Source organism: Geodermatophilus sp. SYSU D00742, assembly GCF_054049935.1.
Window position 1 is genome coordinate 96912 of sequence record NZ_JBJGYJ010000008.1, and the last position, 18133, is coordinate 115044.

16 protein-coding genes are annotated in these 18133 nt (G+C 75.0%); 11 read left to right on the plus strand and 5 right to left on the minus strand.

Going from position 1 to position 18133, the window contains the following annotated elements; translation table 11 throughout:
- The first annotated feature begins 46 nt into the window (after window positions 1–46).
- A complete protein-coding gene (locus tag ACI78V_RS08040; protein ID WP_456850312.1) occupies window positions 47–1306 on the plus strand; it encodes an ABC transporter permease subunit in 1260 nt (419 codons plus the stop codon).
- A complete protein-coding gene (locus ACI78V_RS08045; protein ID WP_456850313.1) occupies window positions 1303–2640 on the plus strand; it encodes an ABC transporter substrate-binding protein in 1338 nt (445 codons plus the stop codon). Before ACI78V_RS08040 ends, ACI78V_RS08045 begins: the two co-directional genes overlap by 4 nt.
- A 65-nt stretch (window positions 2641–2705) precedes the next feature.
- Here ACI78V_RS08045 and ppk2 read toward each other — a convergent pair whose 3' ends face one another.
- Window positions 2706–3638 (minus strand): polyphosphate kinase 2, encoded by a 933-nt coding sequence (ppk2, locus tag ACI78V_RS08050; RefSeq protein ID WP_456850314.1) that lies wholly within the window; start codon window positions 3636–3638, stop codon window positions 2706–2708.
- A gap of 133 nt (window positions 3639–3771) precedes the next feature.
- Between ppk2 and ACI78V_RS08055 the strand changes: the two genes are divergently transcribed.
- The gene (locus tag ACI78V_RS08055; protein ID WP_456850315.1) at window positions 3772–6810 is read left to right on the plus strand and encodes a sacsin N-terminal ATP-binding-like domain-containing protein; all 3039 of its coding nucleotides are present in this window, start codon (window positions 3772–3774) and stop codon (window positions 6808–6810) included.
- 142 nt (window positions 6811–6952) lie between these two features.
- Here the strand turns inward: ACI78V_RS08055 and ACI78V_RS08060 are convergent, their stop codons facing one another.
- Together ACI78V_RS08060 and ACI78V_RS08065 are read right to left on the minus strand one after the other, a co-directional pair.
- Window positions 6953–7321 carry a hypothetical protein gene (locus tag ACI78V_RS08060; RefSeq protein WP_456850316.1) on the minus strand — a complete coding sequence of 123 codons (369 nt, stop codon included), beginning with the start codon at window positions 7319–7321 and terminating at the stop codon, window positions 6953–6955.
- A 211-nt stretch (window positions 7322–7532) separates the two neighbouring features.
- Window positions 7533–7823 (minus strand): hypothetical protein, encoded by a 291-nt coding sequence (locus ACI78V_RS08065; RefSeq protein ID WP_456850317.1) that lies wholly within the window; start codon window positions 7821–7823, stop codon window positions 7533–7535.
- Between the two features lie 211 nt (window positions 7824–8034).
- Here ACI78V_RS08065 and ACI78V_RS08070 point away from each other — a divergent pair, with 211 nt between their 5' ends.
- The 6 genes from ACI78V_RS08070 to ACI78V_RS08095 all read left to right on the plus strand — a co-directional run bounded on the left by ACI78V_RS08070 (window position 8035) and on the right by ACI78V_RS08095 (window position 13704).
- On the plus strand, window positions 8035–8403 hold the full coding sequence (locus ACI78V_RS08070; protein ID WP_456850318.1) for an STAS domain-containing protein: 369 nt from the start codon (window positions 8035–8037) through the stop codon (window positions 8401–8403).
- 290 nt (window positions 8404–8693) lie between these two features.
- Window positions 8694–9482, plus strand: coding sequence for an ABC transporter ATP-binding protein (locus ACI78V_RS08075; protein ID WP_456850319.1), 789 nt, complete (start codon window positions 8694–8696; stop codon window positions 9480–9482).
- The gene (locus ACI78V_RS08080; protein WP_456850320.1) at window positions 9470–10339 is read left to right on the plus strand and encodes an ABC transporter ATP-binding protein; all 870 of its coding nucleotides are present in this window, start codon (window positions 9470–9472) and stop codon (window positions 10337–10339) included. The genes ACI78V_RS08075 and ACI78V_RS08080 overlap by 13 nt, the downstream gene beginning before the upstream one ends.
- Window positions 10336–11226: a branched-chain amino acid ABC transporter permease gene (locus tag ACI78V_RS08085; protein ID WP_456850321.1), complete on the plus strand. Its 891-nt coding sequence runs from the start codon at window positions 10336–10338 to the stop codon at window positions 11224–11226. Before ACI78V_RS08080 ends, ACI78V_RS08085 begins: the two co-directional genes overlap by 4 nt.
- Window positions 11219–12466, plus strand: a complete 1248-nt coding sequence (locus ACI78V_RS08090; protein WP_456850322.1) for a branched-chain amino acid ABC transporter permease — start codon at window positions 11219–11221, stop codon at window positions 12464–12466. The genes ACI78V_RS08085 and ACI78V_RS08090 overlap by 8 nt, the downstream gene beginning before the upstream one ends.
- A complete protein-coding gene (locus ACI78V_RS08095; RefSeq protein ID WP_456850323.1) occupies window positions 12463–13704 on the plus strand; it encodes an ABC transporter substrate-binding protein in 1242 nt (413 codons plus the stop codon). The genes ACI78V_RS08090 and ACI78V_RS08095 overlap by 4 nt, the downstream gene beginning before the upstream one ends.
- A 72-nt stretch (window positions 13705–13776) precedes the next feature.
- Here ACI78V_RS08095 and ACI78V_RS08100 read toward each other — a convergent pair whose 3' ends face one another.
- Window positions 13777–14931, minus strand: coding sequence for an MFS transporter (locus ACI78V_RS08100; RefSeq protein ID WP_456850324.1), 1155 nt, complete (start codon window positions 14929–14931; stop codon window positions 13777–13779).
- Window positions 14932–15130: 199 nt separating this feature from the next.
- Here ACI78V_RS08100 and ACI78V_RS08105 point away from each other — a divergent pair, with 199 nt between their 5' ends.
- Window positions 15131–16342, plus strand: a complete 1212-nt coding sequence (locus ACI78V_RS08105) for an acetyl-CoA C-acetyltransferase (RefSeq protein WP_456850325.1) — start codon at window positions 15131–15133, stop codon at window positions 16340–16342.
- Window positions 16343–16422: 80 nt separating this feature from the next.
- Complete coding sequence (fabG, locus tag ACI78V_RS08110) at window positions 16423–17184, plus strand: 3-oxoacyl-ACP reductase FabG (protein WP_456850326.1); 762 nt, start codon at window positions 16423–16425, stop codon at window positions 17182–17184.
- 35 nt (window positions 17185–17219) lie between these two features.
- Here fabG and ACI78V_RS08115 read toward each other — a convergent pair whose 3' ends face one another.
- A complete protein-coding gene (locus tag ACI78V_RS08115; RefSeq protein WP_456850327.1) occupies window positions 17220–18071 on the minus strand; it encodes a DUF1206 domain-containing protein in 852 nt (283 codons plus the stop codon).
- Between the last annotated feature and the right edge of the window lie 62 nt (window positions 18072–18133).

Here is an 18133-nt window from a genome sequence, read left to right on the forward strand (position 1 = left end):
GAGCAGCCCTGCGCACGCCGGTGCCGAGCGCCGGCGAGGTGACGGTGTGAGCGCGAAGGTCGTCCTCGAGGGCTCACGGGCGCACCGGCTCTGGCAGGGCACCGGCCTGCTGCTGGCCGCGCTGGTGGTCCTGGCCCTGCCGCTGCTGGTCGGCGACTTCCGGATCGGCCAGTTCAGCCTGGTCATCGCCTACGCGGTGGCGGTGCTGGGGCTGAACCTGGTCACCGGCTTCACCGGCCAGGTCTCCCTCGGCCACGGTGCCTTCTTCGGCATCGGCGCCTACGCCACGGCCATCCTGGTCACCGACCACGGCTGGGCCTGGGCCGCGACCGTGCCGGTGGCCGCGCTGCTCGGCCTGGCGCTGGGGTTCGTCGTCGGCGTGCCGGCGCTGCGGCTGCACGGGCTGTACCTCGCGGTCATCACCCTCGCCGTCGGCGTCGCCTTCCCGGTCGTGGTCAGCCAGCCGGTCGGGATCGCCCTGGGCACCGGTGGCGTCGCCGGCAAGACGGTGCAGATCGCCTGGGACAAGCCGGCCTGGTTCGGCCTCGACGTCTCCGACCGCGGCTGGATGTTCCTCGTCATGGCCGCCGTCGCCGGGGTGCTGTTCTGGCTGGCGACCGGCCTGGTGCGCAGCCGGGTCGGCCGGGCGATGGTGGCGCTGCGGGACAACGGCACCGCCGCGGCGATCTCCGGTGTCTGGCCGGCGGAGGTCAAGACGGTGGCGTTCGCCGTCAGCGCGCTCTACGGCGCGGTCGGCGGCTCGCTCTACCTGCTGACCACGCCGATCGTCGGCCCCACGACGGTCGGGTTCACCATCACGCTGCTGTTCATCACCGCGATGGTGCTCGGCGGCGCGGCGACGGTCTCCGGGGCGTGGCTCGGCGGTCTGGCGATGGTGTTCCTGCCGTACTACACCGCCGAGTGGGCCGGGCAGATCCCGCTGCTGCGCAGCCTCACCGACCAGCCGGGGCTGTTCGCCAACGTGATCTACGGCGTCGTCCTCATCGTCTTCATCTACTTCGTCCCGTCGGGGCTGGTGCCGCTGCTGACGCGGCTGCGCACCCGCTACCTCGTCATCGTCCCGCCGGAGGCGGCCGCCGTCGCGCTGCCGCCGGCGACCGGAGCGCGCCAGCCCGGCAGCGACACCACGCCGGGTGCGCCCGACGGAGGACTGGCCGGCCCCACCCCGGCCATCGGCGGGCACCCGTCGCCCGCCGCCGAGCACGACCCGTCCGACGACCCCGGGCAGCCCGCCCGGGGCCTGACCCACGCCCGTGGCGCCAGCCAGGAGGAGAGAACTCGATGACGAGAAGGTCCCGTTCGATGGCGGTGGCCAGTGCCGGCCTGCTGCTGCTGGGGGTGGCCGCCTGTGGCGACAGCCGCAGCGAGGGCAACGCCGGGGGTGGCGGCGGGGGACAGACCAACGCCGAGGGCCAGTTCGTCGTGGACACCTCCGCCTGCCCGGAGGAGGCGACGACCGGGCTCGCCGACGGCGAGCCGATCCGGATCGGCACCAGCCAGCCGCTCAGCGGTCCGCTCGCCTCCGGCGGCGCGGCGAACGTCGCCGGCATCACCGCCTACTTCGAGAAGGTCAACGCCGCCGGTGGCATCGACGGCCACCAGCTGGAGCTCGTGGCCAAGGACGACGCCTACGACGCCGCCCGCGCGGTGACCAACGCGCAGGCCTTCGTCGGCGAGGACCAGGTGTTCGCCAACCTGGCCCAGGTCGGCACCCCGCAGATCAGCGCGACCCAGCCGATCTACGAGCAGGCTTGCGTGCCGCAGCTGTGGACCATCACCACCGGCCCGGCGTTCACCAACCCCACCGAGCACGAGTGGACGGTCAACGGCATCCCGCCGGCGCCGGTCGAGGCCAAGGCGATCGTCGACTACATCGCCGAGCAGGTGCCCGGCGGCTCGCTCGCCGAGATCAAGGGCTCCGACGCGCTGAGCGAGGACTTCCACGCGGCGCTGCCGGGCCTCGCCGAGGAGGCCGGGCTGACCGTGCAGCCGGACCAGACCATCCCGGCCGGCGCGACCAACATCGACGCGCAGATCTCCGCCGCCGTCGCCGGTCAGCCCGACGCGATCGTGCTCGAGGCCCTGCCCAACTACGCGCCCGGGTTCATCACCGGCCTGGCGCGGGCCGGCTACGAGGGCCTGGTCGTGCTCAACTCGTCGGCGAACGGCGCCGCGCAGTGGATCACGCCGTCCGACCCGGCCGGCGAGGGCGTCGTCGCCCCGCTGTTCCGCAAGGACCCGTCGGACACGCGCTGGGACTCGGACCCCGCCATGCAGGAGTACCTGGCCGACATGGAGGCCGCCGGTGAGGCCGACCTCGCCCGGTTCGGCAACGCCCTCGACGGCTACGGCTGGGCCCAGCTGATCGTCGCCAACCTCGAGGACGCCGCGGGGATGGAGGGCGGGCTGACCCGTGCCAACCTGATGTCCGCGGCCTGGAACACCGACCTCGAGCGGCCGCTGATGCTCAACCCGCAGGCCAGCACCAGCGGCCCCGACGACCCGTTCATCGCCGAGTCCGGCGAGATGGCCGCCTACTCGACGGCCACCAAGGGCTGGGAGTCGCGGATGGAGTGGGACTACTCCGGGGAGAGCGGGGACATCGTCGGTCAGCCCTGACCGACCACCCCTGACGGGGCCGTCGCCGGACTCCTCCCCGGCGGCGGCCCCGTCGTCGTCCGTGCTCAGCGCGCGGGCACGAGGTCCTCGCGCTCCAGGGCCTCCCGGTCGGACTCCAGGACGTCGGCGGCGGCGACGACGATGTTGGGGTCCGGCTGACCCACGACGGCCTCCTCCTTGCCCGCGTAGGGGAGCGAGCAGAGCACGTAGCGCAGCGCCTCGAGCCGCGCCCGCTTCTTGTCGTTGCTCTTGATGACCGTCCACGGGGCGTGCTCGGTGTCGGTGACGGCGAACATCGCCTCCTTGGCGGCGGTGTAGTCGTCCCACCGGTCCAGGGAGGCCAGGTCGGTGGGGGAGAGCTTCCACTGCCGCACGGGGTCGATCCGCCGCACGATGAACCGGGTCCGCTGTTCGCGCCGGGACACCGAGAACCAGAACTTGACCAGGTGGATGCCGCTGTCGACCAGCATCCGCTCGAACTCCGGCGTCTGGCGCATGAACCGCTGGTACTGCTCGTCGGTGCAGTAGCCCATCACCCGCTCGACGCCGGCGCGGTTGTACCAGGAGCGGTCGAACAGCACGATCTCGCCGGCGGCCGGCAGGTGCTGCACGTAGCGCTGGAAGTACCACTGCGTCTGCTCGCGCTCCGAGGGCTTGTCCAGCGCGACGACGGTGGCCCCGCGGGGGTTGAGGTGCTCGGTGAAGCGCTTGATCGTGCCGCCCTTGCCGGCCGCGTCGCGCCCCTCGAACAGGATCACCAGCTGCTGCCCGGTGTCCTTCACCCAGCCCTGCAGGCGCAGCAGCTGGATCTGCAGCCGGCGCTTCTCTCGCTCGTACTCCCGCCGCGGCAGCCGTTCGGTGTACGGGTAGCCCTCGCGCCAGGTCTCGACGCGGTTGCCGTCCGGGCCGAACAGCTCGCCGTCGTCGTCCCAGTCCTCGTCGGTGTCGTCGTCGGGGAGGGCCTGCAGCCGGTACCGGGAGACGTCGATCTCGCTCACGCATGCTCCTCGCTGACGCTCGTCGCCGCGTTCGCGGCGCTGCTGTGTCATCGCGTGAGCTCGCACGCTCGCTCACGCACGTGCGGTACCCGCTGGAGGGCCGGTCCCATGCCCCGCTGCCATGCTGACCGGCGTGTCCGACCCCTTCGCCACCGCCGGGCTCCGGCGGCGGGTGCTCGCCGCCTGGACCGACGCCCCGGCCCGCTTCCGCGAGGACGCCAACGCCGAGGAGGACCTCGTCCGCGGCGGCTACCGGGACCGCCTGCTGGTCGAGCTGGCCCAGAACGCGGCCGACGCCGCGCTGCGGGCCGGGTTCCCCGGCCGGCTGCGGCTGGAGCTCTCCGACGACGGTGCGGGCGGCGGGGTGCTGCGGGCGGCCAACACCGGGGCCCCGCTGGACGCCGTCGGGGTCGAGGGCCTGGCCTCGCTGCGCGCCTCGGCGAAGCGGGACGGGACGGGGACCACCGTCGGCCGGTCCGGGGTCGCGGGGAGGCCGACGTCCTGGACCACCGGCCGCTTCGGGGTGGGCTTCGCCGCCGTGCTGACGGTGTGCGACGAGCCGGAGCTGCACTCGACGACCGGGGGCGTCGCGTTCAGCGCCGCCCGCACGCGCGCGGAGGTGGCCCGCGTCCCGGCTCTGGCCGAGGAGGCGGCCCGGCGCGAGGGCGGGGTGCCGGTGCTGCGGCTGCCGTGGCCGGCGACCGGCTCCCCGCCGGAGGGGTTCGCGACCGAGGTGGTGCTGCCGCTGCGCGCCGGCTCCCGGGACGCCGTCCGCGCGGCCCTGGCGGAGCTGGACCCGGAGCTGCTGCTGGCCCTGCCCGGACTCGCCGCCGTCGACGTCGTCGTCGACGGGGCGACCCGCACCCTCGCGGTCCGGGACCGCGGCACGGAGGCCGACCTCACCGACGGCTCCCGGACGACGACGTGGCGGCTGATGCGGCGCACCGGCGAGCTCCCGGCGCCGCTGTTCGCCGACCGGCCGGTCGAGGAGCGCGCCCGCCGCGGTTACACGGTCACCTGGGCGGTCCCCCTGGACGACGAGGGGCGACCCCTGACGCTGCCCCTGCCGCAGCGGGTGCACGCACCCACCCCCAGCGACGAGCCGCTCACCCTCCCCGCCCGGCTGATCGCCCCCTTCCCGCTGGGGCCCGACCGGCGGCACGTGCTGCCCGGTCCGGTCACCGACGCCCTCGTCGACGTCGCCGCCGACGCCTACGCCGAGCTGCTGGCCGCGCTGCCGCCCGACGCGTCGGTGCTCGCCCTCGTGCCCCGGGTCGGACTGGCCGGCGCGGAGCTGGACGCGGCCCTGGGCACCGCGGTCCTGGACCGGCTGCGGACGGTCCCGTGGCTGCCGGTGGCCGGCCGCCGGGACGACCGGCAGCCGCCCGACCGCGCCGCGGTGCTGGCCGAGGCGACCGGCGCCCGGGTGGCCGCGCTGGCCGACGTCGTCCCGGGTCTGCTGCCCGCGGACTGGTCCCGCCGCACGGATGCCCCGGCGCTGGCGGCTCTGGGCGTGCGGCGGGTGGGGACGGCGGAGGCGGTGGAGGCGGTCCGCGGCGTGGACCGGCCGGCCCCGTGGTGGGCGCAGCTGTACGTGGCCCTCGACGGCGCCGAGCGGGAGGAGCTGGCCGCCCTGCCCGTGCCGCTCGCCGACGGCCGCACCGCGCACGGCCCCGCCGGGGTGCTCCTGCCCCACGCCGGCCTGCCGGTGCGGCAGCTGGGCCCGCTGGGGCTGCGGGTGGCCGACCCCCTCGCGGTGGAGCCGGCACCGGCCCGCCGGCTCCTGGAACGGCTGGGCGCCCGGCCCGCGACCGCCGCGGCGGTGCTCGCCGACCCGGGGGTGCGGGCCGCGGTCGAGGCGTCCGTCGACGCGGTGGAGGAGGGCTGGGACGCCGACGCCGACCCGGCCGCCTTCGCCACCGCCGTCCTCGCGCTGGTCGCGGCGGCCGGCACCGCTCCGGGGGAGCTGCCGTGGCTGGCCGAGCTGGCGCTGCCCGACGCCGACGGGGGCTGGGCGCCGGCGGGTGAGCTGGTGGTGTCCGGCTCGCCGTTCGCCGCCGTCCTCGCCGACGGGGCGCTGGGCACGCTGGACCCGGCCGTCGAGGCGGATCCCGCCGTGCTGCGGGCGGTCGGAGTGCTGGACGGCTTCGCGCTCGTTGCCGCCGAGGACCCCGACGACCTCGACGTCGACGGCGCCCAGGACTGGGTCGAGGCCGTCCTCGACCGGTTGCCGCCAGGGGCGCCGCCGCCGTCCTGGCCGGCGGTCACCGCCGTCCGCGACCTGGAGCTGGTCGCCGACTGGCCGCGGGCCCTGCCCCTGTCGGCGGCGCTGCCGGCCGGGGCCTGGGCCGACGTGCTGCTCGACGGCGTCGCGGTGCCCGGCTACCTGCGGTGGTGGCTGTCCACCCACCCGGTGCTCGACGGACGCCGTCCCGACCGCGTGCGGCACCCCGACAGCACGGAGCTACAGGGACTGTACGAACCGGCGTGGGTCGATGCGGCCCTGCTGGACCTGCTGCGGCCGCCGTCGACGCTGGCCGACGTGCTCGCCGACGTCGACGGGGCGCTGGACCTCCTCGACCGCCTGGGACACCCGCGGTGGACGGTGCCCGCGGCGGTCCTGCGGAGCGTGTACGCCCGCCTCGCCCAAGCCCTGGACGGGGTGGACGTCGACCCGCCGGACCGCGTGCGGGTGGCTCCGGACCGGGTGGTGCCGGCGGAGGACGCCGTGGTGCTGGACGTGCCGTGGCTACAGCCACTGGTCGACCGGCCGCTGGTGCCGGCCGGCGGTGCCCCGGGGCCGGTGGCCGACCTGCTGGACCTGCCGCTGGCCGGCGAGGTGGTACGCGCGGCGGTGCAGAGCCGCCCGGTGCGACGGGTGGCCTGGGCGGACGTGCCGGGGGCAGCGGTGGCCGCCGGTCGACTCGGCCGCGCCGGGCTGGACGCGGTCGGCAGCGAGGTGGCCGTCCACGACCCGCTGCGCGCCGGCGGCCGGGTGGTGTCGTGGTGGCCCGGAGCCGACGTCGACCACGTCGACGGGACGCCGGCCGCCCTCGGCCGGGCGCTGGCCTGGCGGGCCGGTGCCTGGCCGCTGCGGCAGGCGCTGGCCGAGGCGTTCGCCGACCCGGACCGCGCCGAGGTGCTCGCCGCCGAGGACGGTGTCGCGCCCTGACCGCCCCCGCGGGCTGCCGTGCCGGGCCGCGCCGAGCACGCCGCCGGCCCGGTTGCCGGACCGGCGGCGCGTCCCTCGGTAGCGGGTCCGTGGTCCCGTCCCGGGCCCCGGCCCGGGCCGGCGAAGGGAGGACGGGGCCGACCTACTGTCCCCAGCGCGGGACCGCCATCGCCCCGGGCGCGTGACCGTGGGCGGACGGCCGGCCCCCACCCCGTCCGGCCGGCACACCGGCGGTCGGCGCGTGCCGGGTGCCGGCCCAGCAGCGGTACAGGGACAGCCACTGCTCGGCGGTGAGGGCGCCGGCCCTCGCCGTCGGGGGCAGGCCCTCCTGGCGCAGCCAGCGGATGCCGGCCGTGCCGGGCAGCTGGGCGCGGAGCGTGGCCCCGAGCGCGGCACCGGGCAGGGCGAGGACGGCGGAGGCGAGGCGGTCGAAGCCGGCGGCCTCGGTCCCCGGGAGCTGGGCGCGGGCGGTGGCGGCCGCGCCGTCGAGGGGTCGGTGTGGGCGTGACAAGGCAGACCTCCGGAGGAGGGCAGGGCCGCGCCGGGTGGGCGCAGCCGTGTGCGAGGGGTGGGGTGCGCCCGCGGACGGCCGGCGCGACGGCGGGGAGCCCGGGGCTCGACCCGCGGTGCGTGTCGCTCAGGGCGAGATCAGGACCGCATGGGCGCAACGGTAGGGGAGGGTCGTCGGACCGTCGACCGGTTTTCCGGGCCGAGGGTCGGGCTCAGCGAGGGGAGCGGCCGGCCTTGCGCTGCTGGTGGGCCTCCCACCGGGCGCGATCGCGGGCGCGGGCGTCGGCGTTCTTCTCCCAGTGGGCCGCCCGCCGGCGGGCCCGGGCGAGCTCGCGCTGCTCGAAGGTGGCGTGGTGCTCCCAGTCCGAGGCCAGCAGCGCGACCACCCAGCCGCACAGACCGAGGATGGCGATGAAGGCGGCGAGCACGGGGTCGAGGAGGAGGAAGGCCGCCACCGAGACGACTGCCCAGACCCCGCCCCACACCATCAACCGCGTCGACACGACCCCCAGTATCCCCGTCGCCGCGCCCTCGCCGGTGGGGCGGTGCGGCCGCGTAGCCGCACCCGGCCCTTGATTCTCGGCGCGCGGATCCCTACGGTCGGTACAGCGGTTCAACAGTCAGCCGTGGCCCAGTGCCGGACTCCGCACCGTGCCCCGGCTGTTCGACCCCGGGGCTCTCCGTACGGGTTCGCTCTCCACCGAGAGGCGTACCGTGACCGCTACCTCCATCCCGCCCGGCGAGGAACTCGTCTCCATCGACGTCGCCGGCTCCGCCTCCTCCGTCCGCCTCACCGTGGCCGGTGAGGTCGACTCCTCGACCGCCCCCGCGCTCCGGGAGGCCGTCGACGACGCCTTCGCCAGCGGCGCCCGCGAGCTGGTCGTCGACCTCGACGCGGTGACGTTCCTCGACTCCGCCGGCCTGTGCGTGCTGGCCGCGGCGCACCGCCGGGCCGACGAGGAGGGCTCACGCCTGCGCGTGCTCGCCTCCAACCGGGCCGTCATCCGCCCGCTGCAGATCACCGGCCTGTGGGAGCTGCTGGCCGTCGAGCAGGTCGAGCCAGGGGCCGGCAGCGCCGCCTGATCCCGGGGACGGTCCGCCCCACCCACCCGCTCGACCCCACGGTCCCGCCCGGCGACGGGTCCGTCGTCCTGCCCACGGAACCGGCTGGAACCGTATCCGTGCAGGTCCGTGCGCCACCGGGGCGTCAGGTCACCTACTGGTCACGATGCGCGCGGGCGCTGGACGCATGGGCGCGTGGCGCCCTTACAGTCTCCGACCATGTGTTCTGGATCACATGTGGACACCGCTCTGCGGCACCGTGCCCGACGGACGTCGGCCGCTGCGCCGGGGGCGGCCGGGGTGCGTCCCGCATGCTGAGCATCGACTCCCTGCGGGTCACCTACGGCGGCGCCGTCGAAGCGGTGCGCGGCGTGACCATGGAGGTGCCCGACGGGGCGGTCGTCGCCGTCCTGGGCAGCAACGGCGCCGGCAAGAGCACACTGCTGCGGACCATCTCCGGCACGCTGCGGCTGCACCGCGGGCGGGTCGACGAGGGCAGCGTGCGCTTCGACGGCGACGTCCTCACCGGGCGGGACGCCGGGCAGATCGTCCGCCGAGGCGTCGTCCAGGTCCCGGAGGGACGGCGGATCTTCGGCCGGCTCACCGTCGAGGAGAACCTGCGGGCCGGGGGCATGGGCAACCGGGACCGCGCCGCGAAGGCCGCCGCACACGCCCGGGTCCACGACCTGTTCCCCGTGCTGGCCGAGCGCAGCGGCCAGCGGGCGGGGCTGCTCTCCGGGGGTGAGCAGCAGATGCTGGCCATCGGGCGGGCGCTCATGGCCAGCCCCAAGCTGCTCCTCCTCGACGAGCCCTCGTTGGGGCTGGCCCCGCGGGTCATCGGCCAGATCGGCGAGGTGGTGGCCGAGATCAACCGGCAGGGCACCTCCGTGCTGCTGGTCGAGCAGAACGCCACGATGGCGCTCGGGGTCGCCGACCTGGCCTACGTCCTCGACGTCGGCCGCGTCTCCCTGTCGGGACCGGCTGCCGACCTCGCGCGCACCGACGAGGTGCAGCGGCTCTACCTGGGCCACGGCGACCCCGTGGCCGCCGGGCAGGCCACCCGCGGCCCGCGCCGCACGCTCTCCCGGTGGACCGCGTGACCGCGGCCGGCGACGTGCAGACCCGGTCCGACGTCCCGCCGGTGGAGGTCGAGCACGTCAGCGTGCGCTTCGGGGCCATCCGGGCCCTCAACGACGTGTCCTTCACCGTCGCGCCGGGGGCCATCCACGCGGTCATCGGCCCCAACGGCGCCGGCAAGTCGACCATGTTCAACGTCCTGTCGGGGGTGTACCGGGCCGCGGAGGGCGAGGTCCGCTTCGGCGACGCGCGGCTGGACCAGATGCGGCCGTTCCAGATCGCCGGGGTCGGCGTGGCCCGGGCGTTCCAGAACATCGCCCTCTCCGGCACGCAGTCGGTCGCCGAGAACCTCATGCTCGGCCGCCACCACCTCACGAAGGCGGGCTTCCTCTCCTCCGGGCTCCGGCTGCCCCGCGCCACCCGCGAGGGCAGGGTGCACGGCGAGCGGATCCGGGAGATCGCGGAGTTCCTCGACCTGGGCGACAAGCTGCACACCCCGGTCGGAGTCCTCTCCTACGGCGACCAGAAGCGCGTGGAGGTGGCCCGCGCACTGTGCACCGAGCCACGGCTGCTGCTCCTCGACGAGCCGGTGGCCGGCATGAACGCCGAGGAGACCGGCCGGATGGCCGAGGCGATCCGCGAGATCCGCTCGGCACTCGGCATCTCGATCGTCCTGGTCGAGCACGACATGGGGATGGTCATGTCCCTGGCCGACCGGGTCACCGTCCTGGACTTCGGACGCCGGATCGCCGACGGCACGCCCGCCGAGGTGCAGACCGACCCCGAGGTCATCCGCGCCTACCTGGGCTCGGGCGACGACGAGACGCCCGCCGAGGCCGCCGCACACCACCCCTCCGACACGCCGAGGACGACCTCGTGACCCAGTTCCTCTCGCTCCTGCTCAACGGGTTGTCGCTCGGCGCCATCTACGCGCTGATCGCGCTCGGCTTCGTGATCATCTTCAAGGCCAGCGAGGTCGTGAGCTTCACCCACGGCTCGCTGCTGCTGCTGGGCGCCTACGCGATCGCGCGGCTGTCCGAACCGCTGGGCTTCCTGCTCGCCGTGCTCGTGGGCCTGGTGGTGACCGCACTGGCCGCGTTCCTCGTGGAGCGGTTCATCATCAACCGCCTCCGCGGGGCCCCGGTCATCAGCCTGGCGATCGTCACCATCGGCGTCGACATCATCCTGCTGACCGAGCTGATCCGCCGGATCGGGCCGGACATCCTCAACGTGCCGCACCCGTGGGGTGGGGAGTCGGTCCGCATCGGCGGCATCGGGATCACCCAGAACCGGCTGATCGCCATGGTCGTCGCCGGGCTGCTCATCGCCGCCTTCTTCGTCGCGTTCAAGTACTCCAGCTGGGGCGTGGCCATGCGCGCGTCGGCGGAGGACGGCGAGACCGCGGCGCTGATGGGCATCCGGCAGGGCCGGGTCTCCGCGCTGGCCTGGGTCGTCGCCGGCGTCCTCGCCGGGGTGGCCGCCCTGTTCCTGGTCGGCAGCCCGACGCCCGGGGTGAGCTCGGCCGTGTACGCCACGGCGCTGCGGGCCTTCCCGGCGGCCATCCTGGGCGGGCTGGACTCCACCGGGGGAGCACTGGTCGGCGGCCTGCTCATCGGGGTGGCCGAGTCCCTGGCCGCCGGGTACCAGGAGCAGCTGCTCTTCCTGGGCCGCGGCTTCGGCGAGGTCGTGCCGTACGTCGTGATGATCGCCGTCCTGCTGGTCCGACCGTCGGGGCTCTTCGGCACGAGGGAGCTGACCCGTGTCTGAGCGGACCGTCTCCCGGCCGGCGGGTGCGACCGGCACGGGGTCCACCCCGTCCCGGCCGGCACGGACCCGCAGCCGCGGCGCGGTGGTCAAGTGGGTCCTGGTCGCCGCGCTGCTGGTGTTCCTGCTGGTGTTCCCGCTGTACTTCGACGAGTTCTGGCTGCGCACCGGGTTCGCGGTGTTCGGCGCCGCCATCGGCGCCATCGGCCTGAACCTGCTCGTGGGCACGACGGGTCAGCTGTCACTGGCGCACGCGTTCTTCCTCGCCGTCGGGGCGGTGAGCTACACCTACATCTCCGGTGAGTCCGGCGGGCTCGGTACCCGCGCCGGCCTGCAGGGGCTGGGGCTGCCGCCCGTCGTCGGGATGATCGTCGGCGTCCTGCTCGCCGGACTCGCCGGGCTCCTCTTCAGCCCGATCGCGGCGCGGCTGCGGGGCATCTACCTCGGCGTCGCCTCGCTCGGCCTGGTGTTCATCGGCGTCCACGTGATCAACACCTGGACGCCGGTGACCGGGGGCTTCAACGGCCGCTCGGCGCCCGAGTTCTCCCTGTTCGGCTTCTCGTTCGGCAACAGCGACCCGCAGCTGTTCGTCCTCGGCATCCCGTTCCGGGAGGCCGAGCGGCTGTGGTACCTCGGCCTGGTCCTGGCGCTGGCCGCCTACGTCTTCGCCCGGAACCTGCTGCGCAGCCGGCCCGGCCGGGCACTGCAGACCCTGCGGGACAGCGAGGTCGCGGCGTCGGTCATGGGCGTCAACGTGCAGGCCTACAAGGCCCGGGTGTTCCTGGTCAGCTCGATGTACGCCGGCCTGTCCGGGGTCCTCTACGCGCTGTCGATCGGCAGCATCGCCCCGGAGTCCTTCACGCTGGTCGTCTCCATCCAGTACCTGGCGATGATCGTGCTGGGCGGGCTCGGGTCGGTCGGCGGTGCGGCGCTCGGCGCGCTGTTCGTCACCGCGCTCCCGCTGCTGTTCCAGCAGTACGCCGACGTGCTGCCGCTGGTCAGCGCACCGGGGCAGGGCGGCATCTCCGCCGGCTTCGCGGCCCGGTTCCTCTACGGGGCCGCGATCATCCTCGTCGTCCTGTTCGAGCCCGCCGGGCTGGCCGGCATCGCACAGCGCCTCACCGCACGCTTCCGCCGGGGCCGTGCCCCCGCCCGTGGCGGAGTGACCACCCCACCCCCGGAGCAACCCGGCTCCGCACCGACCCCCTCCGACCGACCAGCACAAGGGAGCGACACCAGATGAGAACAGGCAAGGCTCTGCGCACGACCACCGCGGTCGCCGCGGCCGTCGTCGTGGCGACCGCCGGCTGCAGCACCCGGGCTCCCGAGGCCGGCGGCGGAGGGGGAGAGGGAGGCTCGGGCGCCGACGTCCAGACCGACGTCGGCGTCGAGGGGACGACCATCCGGTTGGGCGTCCTCACCGACCTGACCGGTGTGTTCGCCGCGCTCGGCCAGGACATCACGAACGCCAACCAGCTGTTCTGGCAGGACAACCAGGTCTGCGACACCTACGACGTGGAGCTCGACATCCAGGACACCGGCTACGTCCCCCAGACGGGCGTGCAGCTGTACAGCGGGATGGAGCCGAACATCCTGGCGATGCAGCAGACCATCGGGTCGCCGATCAACACCGCCCTGGCCCCGGAGTACGAGGCCGACCAGATCGTGAACTTCCCGTCGGCCTGGGCGCGCACCCTGACCGAGATCCCCGGCACCGGGGTCGTGGGCGCCACCTACGACGTCGAGATCGCCAACGGGTACGCCTACATGTTCGACCAGGGGCTGCTGTCCGAGGGCGACACCGTCGGGCACATCTACTTCGAGGGCGAGTACGGCGAGAACGGCCTGGCCGGCAGCGAGGCGGTGGCCGAGGAGCGGGACCTGACCATCATCCCGGCGCAGATCAAGGCGACCGACCAGGACATGACCGCGCAGATCACCCAGTTCGCCGCGGCCGGTGTCGACGCCATCGCCCTGACGGTGGCGCCGACGCAGACCGCGTCCGCGGCCGGCGTGGCGGCGGCCCAGGGGCTGAACGTGCCGATCATCGGCAGCAACCCGGTCTTCGCGCCGGGTCTGCTGCAGGGGCCGGCCGCCCAGGCGCTCAAGGACAACCTCTACGTGGCCAGCCCGGTCTCGGCCTTCGACGCCCAGCCCGAGCTGCTGGCGCAGTACCAGGAGGCCTACCCCAACGTGCAGCCGAGCCTCGGCGTGCTGGTCGGGTACGGCATGAGCGCGCTCATGAAGCAGGTCCTCGACGCGGCCTGCGAGAACGGCGACCTGACCCGGGAGGGCGTGGTGGCCGCGTTCAACGAACTCCAGGACATCGACACCGGCGGCCTCGTCGTGCCGATCGACGGCTTCGAGACCGGTCGCTCGCCGAGCACGCAGAGCTTCATCCTGCGGCCGGCCGACGTCCCGGGCGGCGCCACCGTCGTCCAGGACGCGTTCGAGGGGGAGTTCGCGCAGGCTCTCCGCTGATCCCTGGCTGATCTGCGGCGGCGCTCCCTCCTCCCGGAGGGGGCGCCGTCCGTCGTCCGGAGCGCGACCGGCTCACATCCGGCCGCGGCGGGCCACCGGGACCAGCCGGAGGGCGAGGAGTGCGGTCAGCACCGCGGCGACCTGCAGCGGCACCCAGGCCGGTGCCGACCGGGCCGCGGCCGCCATGAGGAACGGGACGGCGAAGCCGAGGTAGGCGCACGCCAGGAACACCGACGTCAACTCGCCCCGGCGCGTCGGCGCGGCGAGCCGGCCGGTGACGGTGAGACCGGCCGCCAGGCACAGGCCGCCGCCGGACCCGAGCAGGGGCGCCGCGGCCAGCAGCCAGGGCCAGGCGCCGCTGGCCACGAAGAGCGCCGCGGTGGCGAAACCGGCCGCGCCGAGGGCGGCCCCGGTGACGGCGGTCCAGGGACCCAGCCGACGCTGCAGGCCGGCCACGAGGGTTCCTGCGCCGAGCGTCACCCCGGCGAGGACGCCGGTGACCGCGACCCCACCCGCCGGCAGTTCGCCCAGCAGCGGCACGGCGGAGATGACCGACGAGGGGAACGCGTAGACGCAGACCGCGACGGGGGCGAGGACGGTCGCAGCCAGCCCCAGGCTGCCCGACGGCAGCAGTGGGACCTCGGGGGTGTCGGCGGCCGGTCGTCCCGCGGCGTGTCGGACGACCGTCTCCGGCAGTCGCACGGCCAGGGCGAGGCCCGCACCCACCAGCAGGGTGTGCAGGAGGTAGGGCAGGACCGTGGGCGCCGGCGCGAACTGACCCAGCAGCCCGCTGGTCAGCGGCCCCAGGGAGAAGCCCGCGGTCATGGCGACCGCAGCCCGCCGTCCGCCCGCGCCCTCCCCGGAGGTGACGGACAGCTCGGCCACCCAAGCACTGCCGACGCTGAACACGACGCCGCTGACCACGCCCTGCAGGAACCGGGCCGCGAACAGCAGCGCCAGCGACCCGCCGGCCGCGGCGAAGGCCAGCGACGCGAGCCCGGCGAGGACCACGCCCGGGAGCGCGACGCGGCGCCGGCCCAGCCGGTCCGACAGCGGTCCGGCTAGGAACAGGGCGGGCACGAGGCCGGCGGCGTAGCACCCGAACAGCGCGGTCAGGACCTCGGGGGAGAGGTCGAGCCGTTCCTGGTAGACCAGCAGCAGGGGAGTCGGGACGTTCGTGCCGGCCGCGACCGCGAACAACGTGAACACCGCTCGCCTCCAGGCCACCGCGGCACCCTACGGAGGCCGCGCCGACTCCGCGCGCGACGTGCGCGGGGCCCCTGCCCGGCGGGAGCGGCGGAGGAGGAGACTCAGCGGCGCTGACGTGGACTGCGACAGCCCCGGGAGCATCGCAGCGAGGACCGTGCGAGGAGCTGACCGGGGCGCGGAGCAGGCCCCGCGAACACGGACTGACGAGGAGGACCCCGTGCGTGATGCGGTCATCTGCGAGCCCCTGCGGACCCCGGTGGGCGGCTTCGGCGGCTCACTCCGCGACGTACCCGTCCAGGACCTGGCCGCCACGGTGATCCGTGCGGTGATGGAGCGCACCGGGCTGCCGCCGGAGTCGGTGGACGACGTCCTGCTGGGTCACTGCTACCCGACGATGGAGGCCCCGGCGCTGGGCCGCGTCGCCGCGCTGGACGCCGGCCTGCCGGTCACCGCGTCGGGTCTGCAGATCGACCGGCGCTGCGGCTCGGGGCTGCAGGCGGTCGTCTACGCCGCGATGCAGGTGCAGTCCGGCGCCGCCGACGTCGTCCTGGCCGGGGGCGCGGAGTCCATGAGCAACGCGCCGTTCTACTCGACCGCGATGCGCTGGGGCGTCAAGGCCGGTCCCGGCGTGCTCCTCAACGACGGCCTGGCCCGCGGCCGGGTCACCGCCGGCGGCAGGAACCACCCGGTGCCCGGCGGCATGCTGGAGACCGCGGAGAACCTGCGGCGCGAGTACTCGATCGGCCGCCAGGAGCAGGACGAGTACGCCGTCCGCAGCCACCAGCGCGCCGCCGCCGCCACCGAGGCGGGTCGCTTCGCCGACGAGATCGTGCCGGTGACGATCACGTCGCGGAAGGGCGAGACGGTCGTCGACCGCGACGAGCACATCCGCCCCGACTCCAGCGTGGAGACCCTCGCCAAGCTACGCCCGATCCTGGGCAAGGACGACCCCGAGGCCACCGTCACCGCGGGCAACGCCAGCGGCCAGAACGACGGCGCCGCGGTCTGCGTCGTCACCTCCCCGGAGAAGGCCGCCGAGCTCGGGCTGCGCCCGCTGGCGAAGCTGGTCTCGTGGGGCGTCGGCGGCGTGCCGCCGAAGACCATGGGCATCGGCCCGGTGCCGGCCACCGCCAAGGCCCTGGCCCTGGCCGACGTCAAGCTCGCCGACGTCGACCTGATCGAGCTCAACGAGGCGTTCGCCAGCCAGGTGCTCGCCGTCGCGCGCGAGTGGGGCTTCACCGACGCCGACTGGGAGCGCACCAACGTCAACGGCTCGGGCATCTCCCTGGGCCACCCGGTCGGCGCCACCGGCGGCCGCATCCTCGCCACGCTGCTGCGCGAGATGGAGCGCCGCGACGCCCGGTACGGCCTGGAGACGATGTGCATCGGCGGCGGGCAGGGCCTCGCCGCGCTCTTCGAGCGGGTGTGACGGCCGGTCCCCCTCGCACGTGGGTCGGGGCTCCGGGCAGGATGCGCCCGGAGCCCCGACCACCCCCAGGAGATCCCGGCATGAGTGAGCCCTCGCAGCGCGTCGCGATCGTCACCGGGGCCGCCCGCGGCATCGGCGCCGCCACCGCGCGCCGGCTGGCCGCCGACGGGTTCGCCGTGGCGGTGCTGGACCTGCGGGAGGACGACGCCCGCGGGACCGTCGCCGGGATCGAGTCCGCCGGCGGGCGGGCGCTGGCCGTGGGCGCCGACGTCGGCGACGCCGCTCAGGTGCAGGCCGCCGTCGAGCGGATCGCCACCGGGCTCGGCCCACCGGTGGTGCTGGTGAACAACGCCGGCGTCACCCGGGACAACCTGCTGTTCCGGATGAGCGACGCCGACTGGGACGTCGTCATGCGGGTACACCTGCGCGGCTCGTTCCTCATGACCCGTGCGGTGCAGGGGCACATGGTCGACGCCGGGTGGGGCCGGATCGTCAACCTCTCCAGCACCTCGGCGCTGGGCAACCGGGGGCAGGTCAACTACGCGACGGCCAAGGCCGGCCTGCAGGGCTTCACCAAGACCCTCGCCATCGAGCTCGGCCGGTTCGGCGTCACGGCCAACGCGGTCGCGCCGGGCTTCATCGTGACCGAGATGACCCGGGCGACGGCCGCCCGGATCGGCGAGGAGTGGGAGCCCTACGTGGCCCAGCGGGCCGCCGCGATCCCGGTCCGCCGCGCCGGCCGGCCCGAGGACGTCGCGCACACCGTCTCGTTCCTCGTCAGCGAGGGCGCCGGCTTCGTCTCCGGCCAGGTCGTCTACGTCGCCGGCGGTCCCCGGACCTAGCGCCCCTGCAGGGTCGTCGGGTCCGGGGACCTGTCTCAGGTCCGCTCGGGGTAGCGCGCCCGGACGAAGCAGAACACGCCGAACGCGGCGATGCCGAGCGCGACCAGGGTGAGCAGCACCCGGCCGAACGGGGCGTCGAGGACGGTGCGCAGCGCGCCGTCCAGACCGGAGGCCTTGGCCGGGTCGAAGGTGACCGCCGCGTAGACCAGCAGACCGCCGACCAGGCCCAGCGCGACGCCCTTGCCCGGGAAGCCGACCAGGCCGAGCTTCTCCACCAGGTCCCGCGTCCGGGGCGGGGCCTGGCCGAGGTCGATCTGCTTGAGGAAGCGCTTCGAGACGCCCTTGTAGACGTGGTAGACCCCGACGCCGATCACGACCAGCCCCACGAGCCCGACCAGCCACCGACCGGCCGGCCAGCCGAAGACGCCGGCGGTCTGCTGCTGCTGGGACGAGGACGAGGACTGCCCGCCGCCGGTGGCGAAGCGGATGGCCAGCACGGCGAGGGCGGCGTAGACGACGGCCTTCGCGACCGACTTGACGATCTTCTTGACCGCCTTCTTCCGGGCGTCGCCGGTGGCCGACAGGCCGCCGCGCCAGCGCAGCACCTCCGCGGCCTGCCACACCGCCAGCGCGACGAGCCCGATGGCGAGCACCCACAGCAGCGGCCTGCCCAGGGGCTGCTCGGCCAGCGTGGCCAGTGCTCCGGACTGGTCGGCCGACTCGCCGCTCCCGCCGCCCCAGGCCAGCTGCAGCGCCAGCCAGGCGATCAGCAGGTGGACGACGCCGTACGCGATCAGACCCACCCGGGCCAGGTGTTCCAGGGCGTCGCTGTTGCCCGCCCGGTCGGCCGCGCCCGCGGCCGACCCGATCGTCCCGTGCCCGCTCATGGCCGGCTCCTTCCTCCACGACTCGTGGGGGAGGTCAGCGTGGCACAGCGGAGGCTCCGCCG

What these genes read in the sequence shown, in the direction of transcription:
- ACI78V_RS08045 (WP_456850313.1), top strand. Translation starts at nt 1,303, where the DNA reads ATGACGAGAAGGTCCCGTTCGATGGCGGTGGCCAGTGCCGGCCTGCTG.
- ACI78V_RS08075 (WP_456850319.1), top strand. Translation starts at nt 8,694, where the DNA reads ATGCTGAGCATCGACTCCCTGCGGGTCACCTACGGCGGCGCCGTCGAA.
- ACI78V_RS08095 (WP_456850323.1), top strand. Translation starts at nt 12,463, where the DNA reads ATGAGAACAGGCAAGGCTCTGCGCACGACCACCGCGGTCGCCGCGGCC.
- fabG (WP_456850326.1), top strand. Translation starts at nt 16,423, where the DNA reads ATGAGTGAGCCCTCGCAGCGCGTCGCGATCGTCACCGGGGCCGCCCGC.
- ACI78V_RS08115 (WP_456850327.1), bottom strand. Translation starts at nt 18,071, where the DNA reads ATGAGCGGGCACGGGACGATCGGGTCGGCCGCGGGCGCGGCCGACCGG.